Annotated in this window: 18 protein-coding genes; 1 reads left to right on the top strand and 17 read right to left on the bottom strand. The window is 41.9% G+C overall.

What is annotated here, in order from left to right:
* Window positions 1–9: 9 nt before the first annotated feature.
* From rplN to rpsL, 15 genes are all read right to left on the bottom strand, one after another.
* Entirely contained in the window at window positions 10–378 is a 369-nt protein-coding gene (rplN, locus tag QZT69_RS06270) for a 50S ribosomal protein L14 (RefSeq protein ID WP_013685545.1), read from the bottom strand.
* 12 nt (window positions 379–390) lie between these two features.
* Window positions 391–648 (bottom strand): 30S ribosomal protein S17, encoded by a 258-nt coding sequence (gene rpsQ, locus QZT69_RS06265; RefSeq protein WP_124747812.1) that lies wholly within the window; start codon window positions 646–648, stop codon window positions 391–393.
* 26 nt (window positions 649–674) lie between these two features.
* A complete protein-coding gene (gene rpmC / locus QZT69_RS06260; protein WP_294671858.1) occupies window positions 675–872 on the bottom strand; it encodes a 50S ribosomal protein L29 in 198 nt (65 codons plus the stop codon).
* Between the two features lie 8 nt (window positions 873–880).
* Window positions 881–1309 carry a 50S ribosomal protein L16 gene (gene rplP / locus QZT69_RS06255; protein WP_144334494.1) on the bottom strand — a complete coding sequence of 143 codons (429 nt, stop codon included), beginning with the start codon at window positions 1307–1309 and terminating at the stop codon, window positions 881–883.
* Between the two features lie 23 nt (window positions 1310–1332).
* Window positions 1333–2088: a 30S ribosomal protein S3 gene (rpsC, locus tag QZT69_RS06250; protein ID WP_294671853.1), complete on the bottom strand. Its 756-nt coding sequence runs from the start codon at window positions 2086–2088 to the stop codon at window positions 1333–1335.
* Window positions 2089–2099: 11 nt separating this feature from the next.
* Entirely contained in the window at window positions 2100–2495 is a 396-nt protein-coding gene (gene rplV / locus QZT69_RS06245) for a 50S ribosomal protein L22 (protein ID WP_144334492.1), read from the bottom strand.
* A gap of 17 nt (window positions 2496–2512) precedes the next feature.
* A complete protein-coding gene (rpsS, locus tag QZT69_RS06240; RefSeq protein WP_124744424.1) occupies window positions 2513–2791 on the bottom strand; it encodes a 30S ribosomal protein S19 in 279 nt (92 codons plus the stop codon).
* A gap of 3 nt (window positions 2792–2794) precedes the next feature.
* Window positions 2795–3619 carry a 50S ribosomal protein L2 gene (gene rplB / locus QZT69_RS06235; protein ID WP_294671849.1) on the bottom strand — a complete coding sequence of 275 codons (825 nt, stop codon included), beginning with the start codon at window positions 3617–3619 and terminating at the stop codon, window positions 2795–2797.
* A gap of 10 nt (window positions 3620–3629) precedes the next feature.
* Window positions 3630–3923 carry a 50S ribosomal protein L23 gene (rplW, locus tag QZT69_RS06230; protein ID WP_144334489.1) on the bottom strand — a complete coding sequence of 98 codons (294 nt, stop codon included), beginning with the start codon at window positions 3921–3923 and terminating at the stop codon, window positions 3630–3632.
* A gap of 6 nt (window positions 3924–3929) precedes the next feature.
* Window positions 3930–4556 (bottom strand): 50S ribosomal protein L4, encoded by a 627-nt coding sequence (rplD, locus tag QZT69_RS06225; RefSeq protein WP_294671846.1) that lies wholly within the window; start codon window positions 4554–4556, stop codon window positions 3930–3932.
* On the bottom strand, window positions 4556–5170 hold the full coding sequence (gene rplC / locus QZT69_RS06220) for a 50S ribosomal protein L3 (RefSeq protein ID WP_294671844.1): 615 nt from the start codon (window positions 5168–5170) through the stop codon (window positions 4556–4558). Before rplC ends, rplD begins: the two co-directional genes overlap by 1 nt.
* A 77-nt stretch (window positions 5171–5247) precedes the next feature.
* On the bottom strand, window positions 5248–5553 hold the full coding sequence (gene rpsJ / locus QZT69_RS06215; protein ID WP_013685556.1) for a 30S ribosomal protein S10: 306 nt from the start codon (window positions 5551–5553) through the stop codon (window positions 5248–5250).
* Window positions 5554–5565: 12 nt separating this feature from the next.
* The gene (gene fusA / locus QZT69_RS06210; protein ID WP_294671838.1) at window positions 5566–7671 is read right to left on the bottom strand and encodes an elongation factor G; all 2106 of its coding nucleotides are present in this window, start codon (window positions 7669–7671) and stop codon (window positions 5566–5568) included.
* A 3-nt stretch (window positions 7672–7674) separates the two neighbouring features.
* Window positions 7675–8145, bottom strand: a complete 471-nt coding sequence (rpsG, locus tag QZT69_RS06205) for a 30S ribosomal protein S7 (protein WP_294671836.1) — start codon at window positions 8143–8145, stop codon at window positions 7675–7677.
* A 16-nt stretch (window positions 8146–8161) separates the two neighbouring features.
* A complete protein-coding gene (gene rpsL / locus QZT69_RS06200; protein ID WP_124744417.1) occupies window positions 8162–8542 on the bottom strand; it encodes a 30S ribosomal protein S12 in 381 nt (126 codons plus the stop codon).
* Window positions 8543–8991: 449 nt separating this feature from the next.
* Here rpsL and QZT69_RS06195 point away from each other — a divergent pair, with 449 nt between their 5' ends.
* Window positions 8992–11091, top strand: a complete 2100-nt coding sequence (locus tag QZT69_RS06195) for a hypothetical protein (protein WP_294671832.1) — start codon at window positions 8992–8994, stop codon at window positions 11089–11091.
* A gap of 154 nt (window positions 11092–11245) precedes the next feature.
* On the opposite strand, the gene QZT69_RS06190 is transcribed toward QZT69_RS06195, so the two are convergent.
* Both QZT69_RS06190 and QZT69_RS06185 read right to left on the bottom strand, forming a co-directional pair.
* Complete coding sequence (locus QZT69_RS06190) at window positions 11246–12307, bottom strand: 3-oxoacyl-ACP synthase III family protein (RefSeq protein ID WP_294671831.1); 1062 nt, start codon at window positions 12305–12307, stop codon at window positions 11246–11248.
* 159 nt (window positions 12308–12466) lie between these two features.
* Window positions 12467–13417, bottom strand: coding sequence for a hypothetical protein (locus QZT69_RS06185; RefSeq protein ID WP_294671829.1), 951 nt, complete (start codon window positions 13415–13417; stop codon window positions 12467–12469).
* Between the last annotated feature and the right edge of the window lie 74 nt (window positions 13418–13491).

Below are 13491 nucleotides of genomic sequence, written 5' to 3'. Positions count from 1 at the left end.
CACTACTAATTAAAGTACTTCGGGAGCAAGTGAAACAATTTTCATGTAATTGTTCTCACGAAGCTCACGAGCTACTGGTCCAAAAATACGGGTTCCTCTCATCTCCCCCGCCTGATTCAAGATAACACATGCGTTATCATCGAAACGAATGTAAGAACCGTCCGGACGGCGAACCTCCTTGCGTGTTCTTACAACAACCGCCTTGGCAACCGATCCTTTTTTAACGGCTCCAGAGGGCATTGCGCTCTTAACAGCTACGACGATCTTATCTCCTACTGAAGCATAACGACGTTTTGTTCCACCTAATACGCGGATACATAACACCTCTTTTGCTCCGGAGTTATCGGCAACTGCAAGTCTTGATTCTTGTTGTATCATTGCAACTAATTATTATTTAGCTCTTTCTAAAATTTCTACTAATCTCCAGTTCTTGTTCTTAGACAAAGGACGGGTCTCCATGATCTTAACGGTGTCACCAATGTTACAATCGTTATTTTCATCGTGGGCCACAAATTTAGTAGTTTTTTTCACGAACTTACCATACTTCGGGTGCTTTACTTTTCTTTCTACAGAAACCACGATAGATTTTTCCATCTTATCGCTAGTAACTGTCCCGATACGTTCTTTTCTTAAATTACGCTTTTCCATTTGAAGCTTATTTAACGAATCCGGCATTAAGCCTGATTCTGACGTTTTGTTAATTCAGTATTCAAACGAGCAATAGCTTTGCGGTTGTTACGGATTACGATTGGGTTTTCCAATGGAGTAACTTTGTGTCCCAACTTCAATTTTGCCTGTGCTTCTGTTGCACTTGCAATTTGCTTTTGCAAATCTTCAACTGAAAGTTTACTTAAATCTTCCTTCTTTTTCATGCTTTCAATTATTTACCAGGTACAACATAATCGTTACGAACGATGAACTTACATTTTACCGGTAGCTTTTGAGCAGCCAAACGCAATGCTTCTTTAGCAACTTCGTAAGGAACTCCGTCTGCTTCAAACATAATACGTCCTGGTCTTACAACTGCCACCCAGTGGCTTGGAGCTCCCTTACCTTTACCCATACGTACCTCTGCAGGCTTCGATGTGATCGGTTTGTCAGGGAAGATTCGGATCCACACCTTTCCTTCACGCTTCATGTAACGCGTAACTGCGATACGGGAAGCTTCAATCTGGCGTGATGTAATCCATCCCGGCTCCAATGTTTTCAGTCCGAAAGATCCGAATGCAATAGTAGATCCGCGTTGCGCTTCACCACGATTACGACCTTTTTGAACTCTTCTAAATTTGGTTCTCTTTGGAGATAACATCTTCTGAAAATTTTAATGTGTTTTTACTTCTTTTTACGGTTGTTTCCACCTTTTCCTCCAGCCGGACGACGGTTTCCTCTATCGCGGTCTCCAGATGGCGCACCACCTTTAGCCCCCTGAGCTGCCATTCCAACATTTGGAGAAAGATCACGACGACCGTAAACTTCACCTTTGCAGATCCATACTTTGATACCGATCAATCCGTAAGTAGTCAATGCCTCACCTACTGCATAATCGATATCAGCTCTGAACGTATGTAACGGAGTACGTCCATCTTTGTACATTTCTGAACGAGCCATTTCAGCTCCATTCAAACGACCTGAAATTTTCACTTTGATACCTTCGGCACCCATTCTCATGGTTGAACCGATAGCCATCTTGATAGCACGACGAAATGAAATACGAGCTTCGATCTGACGAGCGATACCATCTGCAACCAAACGAGCATCCAATTCAGGACGTTTTACCTCGAAAATGTTGATCTGGATCTCTTTTTTCGTCAATTTCTTTAACTCTTCTTTCAATTTGTCTACTTCTTGACCACCTTTACCGATAATCACACCCGGACGAGCCGTGTTGATTGTTACAGTAACGAGCTTGAGGGTACGCTCGATGATGATTTTCGAAATACTTGCTCTGGATAAACGAGCGTGAAGATACTTGCGGATCTGATCGTCTTCAACGATTTTATCGCGGTAGTTATCTCCACCGTACCAGTTAGATTCCCATCCGTGGATGAAACCTAGTCTATTACCAATTGGATTCGTCTTTTGTCCCATTTCCTTTACAATTATTTTGAACCATCAACAACGATAGTCACGTGGTTTGATCTTTTACGAACTCGGTAAGCTCTACCTTGAGGTGCAGTTTGGATACGCTTTAGCATTCCAGCCGAACCAACTTCGATTGATTTTACCACTAATTTTTCATCCTCAATGCTCTTACCTTCGTTTTTAGCTTCCCAGTTAGCAATTGCTGAACGCAACAACTTGGATAGGCTTAACGATGCGTCTTTCGCATTGTGTTGCAATATGTTTAGAGCTTTGTTTACTTCTACTCCACGTACAAGATCTGCAACCAATCTCATTTTACGAGGAGAAATCGGAGAATTGTTCAACTTCGCAAAAGCGATCGACTTATTCTCTTCTTTAATTTTATCAGCTCTTAATTTCTTTCTAGCGCCCATGTCACTTGAATTTTAAACTATCTTTTTTTATCCTTTTTGTTAGCACCATGCCCACGGAAGTTACGTGTAGGAGAAAATTCTCCCAACTTGTGACCTACCATGTTCTCTGTTACAAACACAGGAATAAACTTATTCCCGTTATGCACTGCAAACGTCAACCCGACCATGTCAGGAGTGATTGTAGAAGCTCGGGACCAAGTTTTGATCACTGCTTTGCTTCCGCTTTCTTGTGCTGCATCCACTCTTTTTGTCAACTTATAGTGTACAAAAGGTGGTTTTTTCAACGAACGACTCATACCTTATTTCTTTCTTCTCTCGATGATAAACTTATCTGAATACTTCTTTTTCGCACGCGTTTTGTATCCTTTAGCAGGCATACCGTTACGAGAACGAGGGTGACCACCGGCGTTACGCCCTTCACCACCACCCATCGGGTGATCTACCGGGTTCATCACAACACCACGTACACGTGGACGACGACCCAACCAGCGTGAGCGACCAGCTTTACCAGAAACTACTAATGAATGTTCTCCATTCGATACAGCTCCGATTGTAGCCATACAAGTAGTCAAAATCATACGAGTCTCACCAGAAGGCAATTTGATAATCGCAAAACGACCATCACGAGCGTTCAATTGAGCATATGTTCCTGCTCCACGAGCAATTGCACCACCTTTTCCAGGCTGCAACTCGATGTTATGGATCACAGATCCAAGAGGAACATCGGATAAAAATAATGCGTTTCCAACATTTGGAGCGGCACCTGCACCAGATACAACAGTATCACCAACTTTCAATCCTTCAGGAGCAACGATGTAACGTTTCTCTCCATCCACATAGTAAAGCAACGCGATACGAGCAGTTCTGTTCGGATCGTATTCGATTGTTTTAACAACCGCAGGAACACCATGTTTCTCACGTTTGAAATCGATAATACGATACTTTTGCTTGTGTCCACCACCGATGTAGCGCATGGTCATACGACCATCATTGTTACGACCACCAGACTTGCTTTTTTTCGCAACCAAGCTCTTTTCAGGAACGTTCGTTGTTACTTCAGCATACGTACTGTTGATCTTGTGTCTTTGCCCTGGAGTAATAGGCTGAAATTTTCTAAGACCCATCAGTTTTTACTTAAAAATTATTAAACAAATCAATCGTTTCTCCTGCAGCAACAGTTACGATGGCTTTTTTCCATACGCGACTTTTTTGCTCAACGACACCTCTATTCGTATATTTTGTAGAGGATTTTCCACCGCCATAAGTGAGTGTGCGTACATTCACAACGTGAACTCCGTACATCTTTTCGACAGCGCTTTTAATTTCCAATTTATTCGCCTTGCGATCTACTTCGAAAGCAAAGCTACCGTTATCATTAGCGGCAGTTGCTTTTTCAGTAATGATTGGCTTTTTGATAATTGTACTCATCATCAATTAGTTTAGAATCTTTTCGATTACTTCGATTGAACTTTCTGTTAATACAACTTTCTTCGCATTCAACACATCGTATGTGTTAACGGAATCAGCAGATACAACTTTAACGCGTTGTAAGTTACGTGAAGACAAGTAAACATTGTCGTTACCTGATCCTACGATCATCAACACCTTCTCGTTTAACAAGTTCAAGTTCGATAACATCGATTTGAATTCTGCTGTTTTTGGTGTTGCAAGAGCTACATCTTCTAACACTACGATTGAATCCAATTTTGCTTTATAAGCGAAAGCAGATTTACGTGCCAAACGCTTTAATTTGATATTCAATTTGAAGTGATAGTTACGCGGGCGTGGTCCGAAAATACGTCCTCCACCTACACGTGTACCAGATTTAACGCTACCAGCACGAGCACCACCCGTACCTTTTTGCTTTTTCAATTTTCTGGTAGATCCAGATACTTCAGCTCTTTCTTTTGATTTGTGCGTTCCCTGACGACGGTTCGCCAAGTGCTGCTTCACATCTAAATAGATTGCGTGATCGTTCGGCTCAATTCCAAAGATTGTCTCCGATAAGGTTACCTTTTTGGAAGTAGCCTTTCCTTTGCTATCAATTACTTTTACTTCCATTATTTCTCAATTGTTACGGTTGAACCTTTAGGTCCTGGAATGGAACCTTTCACTACGATTAAATTTTTGTCAGCCAAAACACGCAATACTTCTAAGTTCTCAACAGTTACGCGTTTGTTACCCATTTGTCCGGCCATGCGCATTCCTTTGAATACACGTGCCGGATAAGAACAAGCTCCGATTGACCCCGGCGCACGCAAACGGTTGTGCTGACCGTGAGTAGATTGTCCAACCCCACCAAAATTGTGGCGTTTTACAACCCCTTGAAAACCTTTTCCTTTAGATGTTCCAACTACTCCAACAAATTCTCCTTCTTCGAAGATTGTTGCGTCAACCACATCTCCAAGATTAAGTCCGTCAAAACCTTTAAACTCAACCAATTTAGATTTTGGTGTTGTTTTAGCTTTTTTGAAATGACCTTTCAATGCATTTGGAGTGTTTCTTTCTTTACGCTCTCCAAATCCTAATTGAATTGCCTCGTACCCATCTCGATCTTGTGTTTTAACCTGAGTTACTACACAAGGACCAGCTTCTATTACTGTGCATGGTGTTGCCTTACCCTCGGCACTGTAGACGCTAGTCATTCCGATTTTTTTACCAATAATTCCAGGCATACTTTACTTTAATTATTAATTATAAATTATTAAAGTGATGTAAATGCCCCCCGACGTTTACCGTCGGGGGTATTTCATCACACTTTAATTTCTACATCAACTCCAGAAGGAAGTTCTAATCTCATTAATGCATCAACAGTCTTGGATGAAGAACTGTAGATATCCAACAAACGCTTGTAAGAACACAATTCGAACTGCTCACGCGCTTTCTTGTTAACGTGTGGTGAACGCAATACCGTGTAAATACGTTTGTGAGTTGGTAATGGAATTGGACCACTAACTACTGCTCCTGTTGCTTTAACTGTTTTTACGATTTTCTCAGCTGACTTGTCAACCAGGTTGTGATCGTATGACTTTAATTTAATTCTAATCTTTTGGCTCATTACTCGTTTGTATTAAGCGGAAACTTTTCCATTATTTTTTGCAATCACTTCGTCTGCTACGTTCTTAGGAGCCTCTGCGAAGTGAGAGAATTCCATTGAAGATGTTGCACGACCTGAAGAAAGTGTACGTAATTGTGTTACGTAACCGAACATTTCAGATAAAGGAACGTCAGCTTTAACTACTTTAGATCCTGCTTTATCATCCATTCCACGAACGATCGCACGACGACGGTTCAAGTCACCTACGATATCCCCCATGTTCTCTTCCGGAGTAACCACTTCAATTTTCATGATCGGTTCCAACAAGATCGGACGACATTTCTTCAATGCTTCACGGTATGCCATTTTAGCAGCCAATTCGAAAGACAATGAATCTGAATCGACAGCGTGGAATGATCCATCAATCAATTCAACTTTCAATGCTTCAACCGGGTACCCAGCCATTACACCATTTTTCATGGATTCTTTGAATCCTTTCTCTACTGAAGGAATAAATTCACGAGGAATGTTACCACCTTTGATAGAGTTAACGAACTCAAGACCTGTCTTCTCCTGGTTATCTTGTGGAGAGATCTTCACATAGATATCCGCGAACTTACCACGACCACCAGACTGTTTCTTGTACACTTCACGGTGTTCGATAGAAGCAGTAATATCTTCACGGTAAGAAACCTGAGGAGCACCTTGGTTAACCTCCACTTTAAACTCACGACGTAAGCGGTCAACGATAATATCCAAGTGCAACTCACCCATTCCGGAGATAACTGTTTGTCCAGTCTCTTCGTCAGTGTTTACACGGAATGTTGGATCCTCTTCAGCCAATTTGTTCAAACCGATACCCAATTTATCCTGGTCAGCCTGAGTTTTAGGCTCAATAGCGATTCCGATTACCGGCTCAGGGAAGTTCATAGACTCCAATACGATCGGTGCATTCTCAGCACATAATGTATCTCCTGTACGGATATCCTTAAATCCAACCAATGCTGCGATATCTCCTGCTCCAAGCTCGTCAATCTGATTTTGCTTGTTAGCGTGCATCTGGAAGATACGGGAAATACGCTCTTTGTTTCCTGTACGTGTGTTCAATACGTAAGAACCTGCAGGCAATTTACCTGAGTAAGCACGTGTAAAGCACAAACGACCTACGAAAGGATCCGTTGCGATTTTAAACGCCAAAGCTGCGAAAGGCTCATCGTAAGAAGGCTTGCGGGATGCAGGCTCATCTGTTTTAGGATTGATTCCCTCTATAGCTTCGATATCCAATGGAGAAGGAAGAATTTCCATCACCATATCCAACATTGCCTGAACTCCTTTGTTTTTGAAAGAAGATCCACACATCATCGGAACAACTTTTCCTGAGATAGTAGCCTGACGCAATGCATCAAGAATCTCACGTTCAGTCAAAGAGTTTTCATCTTCGAAGAATTTCTCCATCAATGACTCATCGAATTCAGCTACTGCCTCCAACAACTCAGAACGCAATCTGCGAGCGTCATCGATAATGTCTGCAGGAATTTCTACTTCTTCGAATGTCATCCCCTGGTCAGCATCGTTCCAAACGATTCCTTTCCAGTTGATCAAATCTACAACACCTTTGAAATTATCTTCGTCACCGATGTTGATTTGTAATGGCAATGCGTGAGAACCCAACATTTCTTTCACCTGCTTACACACGTTTAAGAAATCTGCTCCCTGACGGTCCATTTTGTTAACGAAACCAATACGAGGAACATTGTAGTTGTTAGCCAAACGCCAGTTTGTTTCAGATTGAGGCTCAACTCCGTCTACTGCAGAGAATAAGAACACCAATCCATCCAATACACGTAATGAACGGTTTACCTCTACGGTAAAGTCAACGTGTCCCGGAGTATCAATAATGTTGATGTGGTATTTTGTACCACGGTAGTTCCAGTTTACTGTTGTTGCAGCTGAAGTAATGGTAATACCACGCTCCTGCTCTTGCTCCATCCAGTCCATTGTAGCACCACCGTCGTGTACCTCACCAATTTTGTGGTTTACCCCTGAGTAGTACAAAATACGCTCAGTGGTAGTTGTTTTCCCAGCATCAATGTGAGCTGCGATACCAATATTTCTTGTGTATTTAAGATCTCTTGCCATTTCTTAGAATCTAAAATGTGAAAACGCTTTGTTAGCTTCAGCCATACGTAGTGTATCTTCTTTTTTCTTGTAAGCAGCACCTTCTTCTTTTGAAGCGGCGATGATCTCAGAAGCAAGTTTACCTGCCATTGACTTCTCATTACGCTTACGAGCGTATCCAATCAACCATTTCATAGCCAATGATTGTTTACGTCCTTCACGAACTGGAGTAGGGATCTGGAATGTAGCTCCACCAACACGGCGAGAACGAACCTCCACTGAAGGAGTTACGTTTTCCAATGCTTTCTTGAATACTTCCAATCCTTCTTGATCTTCTAATTTCTTGTCTACGATCTCTAGCGCATCGTAGAAAATTTTAAATGCCAAATTCTTTTTTCCGGAGTACATTAAGTTGTTTACAAACTTAGTTACCGTAACGTCATTAAACTTCGGATCCGGGAGGATGGCAATCTTTTTCGCTTTTCTTCTTCTCATCTCTTAAAAAGTTTAATTATTTTTTAGCTTTTGGACGTTTTGTTCCGTACTTAGAACGACGTTGTGAACGGCCTTCAACACCTGCAGTATCCTCCGCACCACGAACGATGTGGTAACGAACCCCCGGTAAATCTTTAACCCTTCCACCACGCACAAGAACCAAAGAGTGTTCTTGTAAGTTGTGACCTTCTCCTCCGATATAAGCATTCACTTCTTTACCGTTGGTAAGACGAACACGCGCTACTTTACGCATAGCTGAGTTCGGCTTCTTAGGTGTAGTGGTGTACACACGTACACATACTCCTTTGCGCTGCGGACAAGAATCCAAAGCCGCTGACTTTGACTTCTTTACTACCGCAGTCCTTCCCTTTCGCACTAACTGTTGTATAGTTGGCATACAGTACTCAAATTTTGTTAATTAATAAATATAGTTTTCCCCAAAGAACACACTTTGAGGGGTGCAAAGATAGATAGAAAAACTTACAAAGCAAGTCTTTTACTAAAAAAGTGCTGTTTTTGAACAAATTAATGTTGATGAAAATCAACCAACTAATTTTCCAAAGCAAAAAAACACCCCTAAAGCCACTTTCATTTTTTGGCGCAATAGAATCCTTCATCAATTACCTTAATCAGGAATATCCCGGAAGCCCATTTCGACAATTCCAGGTGTTTTAAGAAATGATTAAGAACCAAATCATTAAACGGTTCGTTTTTTATCAACAATACTAAATCGATTTAAACCTGAACATTCAGCTTTTCAGGTAATTATGGTTGTGAAAACTTAATATTGACATAACTTTAATTTCTTGCAGACAAATGTACTTTAGCTGAAAATTCCGCTACAACATGAAGGTAATCCTCTCCGTATCCTTACTCCTGCTATTCCATTCTATTTCTGCTCAAACAACCATCGCTATCCAGGATTTTGATGGCGGTGCTCCGGCCTGGGGCTTTACAAATACAGGCGGCACTACTGTCACAGGAAGCTCAGGAACAGGCGACAGGCCTGCTTCATCCTTAGTTTACACAAGCGCAACAACTTCCTTTGGAACGGTTAACACTACTTCAACAGTGACGTTCAATAATATAAGCGGTTTGGGAGCATACACATCCAAATATGTCGAATTCCGTTTGGCATCCTGGTCCCTCGGATCAACAGGTAACGGTGCAGAAACCGGAGACGCAGTGAACCTGGACATTTCTTTTGATGGCGGAACCACCTACTCCAATGAAATCCAGGTTACCGGAAACCTGAATGCATACTGGCACTATACTACCGGAACCGGTCTTGCAACTGCGGTTTACGATGGGAATAACACACCGGCCAGCTTCGCTCCGGGCGGAACAGCAGGTAACAAAACAACAGACGGCTACTCAACGGTCCGCCTCGATCTACCAAACGCTTGCACACAAGTAAGGATCCGCATTAGGGCCATCAATAATGCAACATCCGAACGCTGGACAATTGACGATGTGAAACTGATCGGAACATTATCGGCCCCCTGTTCTCCGGGAGCTGGGCCAACAACCAATGCGAGTAACATCACTTCGACCAATTTCTGTACGAGTGCCCAAATTAACTTTACAGCCGGAAACGGAGCAAACCGGATCGGGGTCGTTTCATTGAATAATTTTTCGGATACACCGGTCAATGGCACCAACTACACCGCAAACAGCACATACGGATCGGGATCATTGCTCGGCGCAGGAAACTACGTTGTTATGAACGGAAGCGGAAATACCGTAACTATAACCGGACTTACCGCAGGCACAACCTATTATTTCAAAGTATTCGAGTACAATGGAACGAGTGTTAATTGCGACGAATCTTATCTAACGACATCGATAACAACCTATTCGTTCACCACGCAATCCAATTGCAATACGCCTCAAATCCGCTCCATACTGGCAGATGCATGCTCCAGTGTTGAAGGTCTGGATGAACAAGTAATTATTGAAAACGGCTCCAATCCATTATCCATTAATGATATCAATCTGGCTTTTCCTTCCGGGGGAACTTATTGTAATTCCGGATGCGGAACAAATACATTGGGAAATAACGCTGCTTACATCAATCAATTGAATACAGCGGCCGGCTGCAGTTTGTTTACTTATGCAGACCCGATTCCGGCAGGGGCTATTATCGTGGTATTTACAGGTCAGACCCCTTCCTATGTGATGGATTATTCTCCGCAATGTCCCTCAACACAACAATACTATGCTGTTTTTTGCAATAACACCGATATTAGCGGTCGTTTTGCGAACAGCGGTACCGGAACACGTACGTTGAATGCCGTTTTTGCAGGAACAAACGAATCGGCCACCTATGCACCAAACTCTTTGGGCGGAAACGGAAGCTTCATCGATTTCGACGATCCCGGAAACCCGACATACCGTGTGGAACCAACCTGTATCTATCCTTTGGACGTTGAATTGTTGAACTGGCAGGCCTCCATGATGGATAATGAAGTATTGCTGACATGGACTACCCTTTCCGAAACCAATCTCGGTAAATTTGATGTATTAAGGATAGATCCTTACCACGCAACAGACGAAATCGTTCAAACCATTTACACTACCGGAAATTCAGACGACAGGAAAGAATATTCAGTTGTTGATACGAATCCTGCACCCGGGATGAATTACTACCAATTATCATCGGTAGACCGCGACGGAAAACAGGCAAGAAGTGCAATTATTGCAATAAACACACAGACTTCAGAGCAATATGCAAGATATCTTTCCGGGACCGTAATATTTGGGAAAGCTCTTAAAAAAGGAGATGCTTTGACTTTCTACAACTGCGAAGGAAAAGATATTCGTTCTTTCGAGATCCGGGAACCAAGTAATTATGTGGAACAGGAACTCACTTCCGGAATCACATTGATTCGAATTACTTATAGAAACGGATTTTCAGAAGTAATCCGATTATTGGTTATCAATTAATTTGGAATTAATGAAACTATTGAACCAAAAAGCGGCTTTGCTAGGCCGCTTTTTGGTTGCTTAAAACTTTTATTATTTGTTCTGAATCTGAATGGTCTTCATCTATTCAAATCAACTTTAGATTACCTGCAGAATCAACGTATCTATGGGATTATCAAACCCTGTAACAAACCGCATTGATATTCATTCCGGCTCCCACAGATGCGAACAGAACGATATCTCCTTCCGTGATTTTATATCCGTTCAACTCCTCCCGCTTCACCATACTTAATAAGGTAGGAATGGTAGCCACCGAACTGTTTCCCAGTTTGTGAATATTCATCGGCATCACGTGTTTTGGCATTTCAGTGACCCCATACAATTTATACAGCTCTCGGACAATGGCTTCATCCAGCTTTTCATTTGCCTGATGGATAAAGATCTTTTTCACATCCTGGATCTGAATACCTGCTTTATCCAGACAATCTTTCATGGCAAGCGGTACGTTCTTGATGGCGTACTCATATACCTTCCGGCCTTTCATTTTCACATAGCGGATTCTTGGGTCCGATTCCGGAAAGTTAGATTTTCCCAAATTCAAATAAGTCACCTCATCTTCACAATGGCTTTGTGCACTGAAAGAAAGTATTCCCGAATCCGAATCCTGCAGCTCTAAGATCGTTGCTCCTGCCCCATCTGAAAAGATCATGCTGTCCCGGTCGTGCTGGTCCAAAACACGGCTCAATGCCTCTGCCCCGATCACCAAACATTTCTTCGCCATTCCTGCCTGGATGAATGCATGTGCCTGAATGAGTCCCTGCAGCCAGCCCGGACAGCCGAAAATCAAGTCGTAAGCCACGCAGTTCGGGTTCTTGATCCCCAAACTGTGTTTCACTCTTGAAGCAATTGACGGGATCATATCCGTTTGGATCGTATGCTTGATCACATCCCCGAAATTATGCGCTACGATAATCTGATCAATGGTTTCCGGGTCACAGTTCCCGTCACGGATCGCATCCGCAGCAGCAATAGCAGCCATATCCGAACAATTCAGGTCTTCTGTCGCATAACGGCGCTCTTCGATACCCGTGATGGTTTCAAACTTCTGAGCAATTACCTCAGGCTTTAAAGGAATGGATTGCTGATTTTCGTCATAAAATTTATGCAATGCAAAATCAGCATTTGTCTTGATTACTGCGGGAATATATCTTCCGATACCTGTAATTACACTTTTCATATTATCTAAAACGTTATTATAATAATTACAGAAGCTCAGGGGTATTTGTTTCTCCACCAGGAGCAGGGGATGCTTTGACAAAGATAAACAGATTCGCTTTTTAACAAATCCTTTTAGCTTTTTTTTGGAGTTAGGATTTACTCTATTCTAAAAGCCATGTCAATACTCCTTTGAGAAATCAATCATCAAACCACGATTCGTATAAGTCTTGATCAATCGTTCCCTTTTTGCTGCATCATTCTTCAAAACGGTCATTTTGTAAGGCTTCACCAATGCATTCGATTCCGAATTCGGGTATTTCTTGTTCAGATAAGCGTATGCATCTTCAAAGTAGGAATCCAATTCTTGTTTCTCAACACCATTATCATCGGTAAAATGATTGATCAAAGGGGTGTTGTCCATTCCCAGTAAAAAGAAAGTAAACAGATACTTCTGAATTGACTGAGCGTTTTTAGACAACATAAAATCCGGGTTCTTCTTATTGAAATTCTCCCACCAAACCAAGCGGTCCGCATACTGTTGCGGAGAAATAACAATTCCAGCATCAACGCTAAACACTTCGTCGGTTTCTTGTCGAAGCCCTTCCAGGTACTCTTTCATTACCGGTGAAACGAAAGTGTAAAAATGTTTTGAAACAAACGATCTGTTTTGTCCTATTTCAACCATTCCTTCCGGACAGTCTATCCTGAACCCATTCTTTTCAATGCTTTTTCTAAAAGGAACATACTTCTTCTCAAAGGGTTCCTCCCTTACTCCCAAACTATCAAAAGTAATACATGGGAAATCTTCAAAAAAAGAGTCATTCATCAGCTTTTCATTCAGACTGCCTTCTATCTTTTCATACAACTGATCAAAAACAACATAAGCGCTGTCACATAATCCCTGATTGGCGCCTGAAAACAATTCGGCATACTTTTCAGCTGCTAAGGTTACCGACTTCTCACTTTTCGAATCAAGGGAAGCGATAAAAGTTTTATAATCTTTCAATAAATCTCTTGTGTCTGTAACTTCATTTACTTCGTTCTTCCCTTCCTTTGCTTCTTTTTCAGGTGAGGGAGAAGAACATGATACCAGGTACAAACCAGCAATAAGCACTGTGAATAATTTCATTCCTGTTCTTTTCATAAGATCCGAGATAGTTGACAATTGGCTTTCCACGATGAAATTAACCAAATAAATTAAAT

The organism is uncultured Fluviicola sp. (assembly GCF_902168135.1).
Lineage (GTDB): Bacteria > Bacteroidota > Bacteroidia > Flavobacteriales_D > Crocinitomicaceae > Fluviicola.
The sequence above is the reverse complement of the archived record's forward strand: the minus strand, read 5'-3'. Positions and strand labels throughout refer to the sequence as shown.

What these genes read in the sequence shown, in the direction of transcription:
- rplW (WP_144334489.1), bottom strand. Translation starts at nt 3,923, where the DNA reads ATGAGTACAATTATCAAAAAGCCAATCATTACTGAAAAAGCAACTGCC.
- QZT69_RS06190 (WP_294671831.1), bottom strand. Translation starts at nt 12,307, where the DNA reads ATGAAAAGTGTAATTACAGGTATCGGAAGATATATTCCCGCAGTAATC.
- rplC (WP_294671844.1), bottom strand. Translation starts at nt 5,170, where the DNA reads ATGCCTGGAATTATTGGTAAAAAAATCGGAATGACTAGCGTCTACAGT.
- rpsG (WP_294671836.1), bottom strand. Translation starts at nt 8,145, where the DNA reads ATGAGAAGAAGAAAAGCGAAAAAGATTGCCATCCTCCCGGATCCGAAG.
- rplD (WP_294671846.1), bottom strand. Translation starts at nt 4,556, where the DNA reads ATGGAAGTAAAAGTAATTGATAGCAAAGGAAAGGCTACTTCCAAAAAG.
- QZT69_RS06185 (WP_294671829.1), bottom strand. Translation starts at nt 13,417, where the DNA reads ATGAAATTATTCACAGTGCTTATTGCTGGTTTGTACCTGGTATCATGT.
- rpsC (WP_294671853.1), bottom strand. Translation starts at nt 2,088, where the DNA reads ATGGGACAAAAGACGAATCCAATTGGTAATAGACTAGGTTTCATCCAC.
- rpsQ (WP_124747812.1), bottom strand. Translation starts at nt 648, where the DNA reads ATGGAAAAGCGTAATTTAAGAAAAGAACGTATCGGGACAGTTACTAGC.
- rplB (WP_294671849.1), bottom strand. Translation starts at nt 3,619, where the DNA reads ATGGGTCTTAGAAAATTTCAGCCTATTACTCCAGGGCAAAGACACAAG.
- QZT69_RS06195 (WP_294671832.1), top strand. Translation starts at nt 8,992, where the DNA reads ATGAAGGTAATCCTCTCCGTATCCTTACTCCTGCTATTCCATTCTATT.
- rpsL (WP_124744417.1), bottom strand. Translation starts at nt 8,542, where the DNA reads ATGCCAACTATACAACAGTTAGTGCGAAAGGGAAGGACTGCGGTAGTA.
- rpmC (WP_294671858.1), bottom strand. Translation starts at nt 872, where the DNA reads ATGAAAAAGAAGGAAGATTTAAGTAAACTTTCAGTTGAAGATTTGCAA.
- rplN (WP_013685545.1), bottom strand. Translation starts at nt 378, where the DNA reads ATGATACAACAAGAATCAAGACTTGCAGTTGCCGATAACTCCGGAGCA.
- fusA (WP_294671838.1), bottom strand. Translation starts at nt 7,671, where the DNA reads ATGGCAAGAGATCTTAAATACACAAGAAATATTGGTATCGCAGCTCAC.
- rplV (WP_144334492.1), bottom strand. Translation starts at nt 2,495, where the DNA reads ATGGGCGCTAGAAAGAAATTAAGAGCTGATAAAATTAAAGAAGAGAAT.
- rpsS (WP_124744424.1), bottom strand. Translation starts at nt 2,791, where the DNA reads ATGAGTCGTTCGTTGAAAAAACCACCTTTTGTACACTATAAGTTGACA.
- rpsJ (WP_013685556.1), bottom strand. Translation starts at nt 5,553, where the DNA reads ATGAGCCAAAAGATTAGAATTAAATTAAAGTCATACGATCACAACCTG.
- rplP (WP_144334494.1), bottom strand. Translation starts at nt 1,309, where the DNA reads ATGTTATCTCCAAAGAGAACCAAATTTAGAAGAGTTCAAAAAGGTCGT.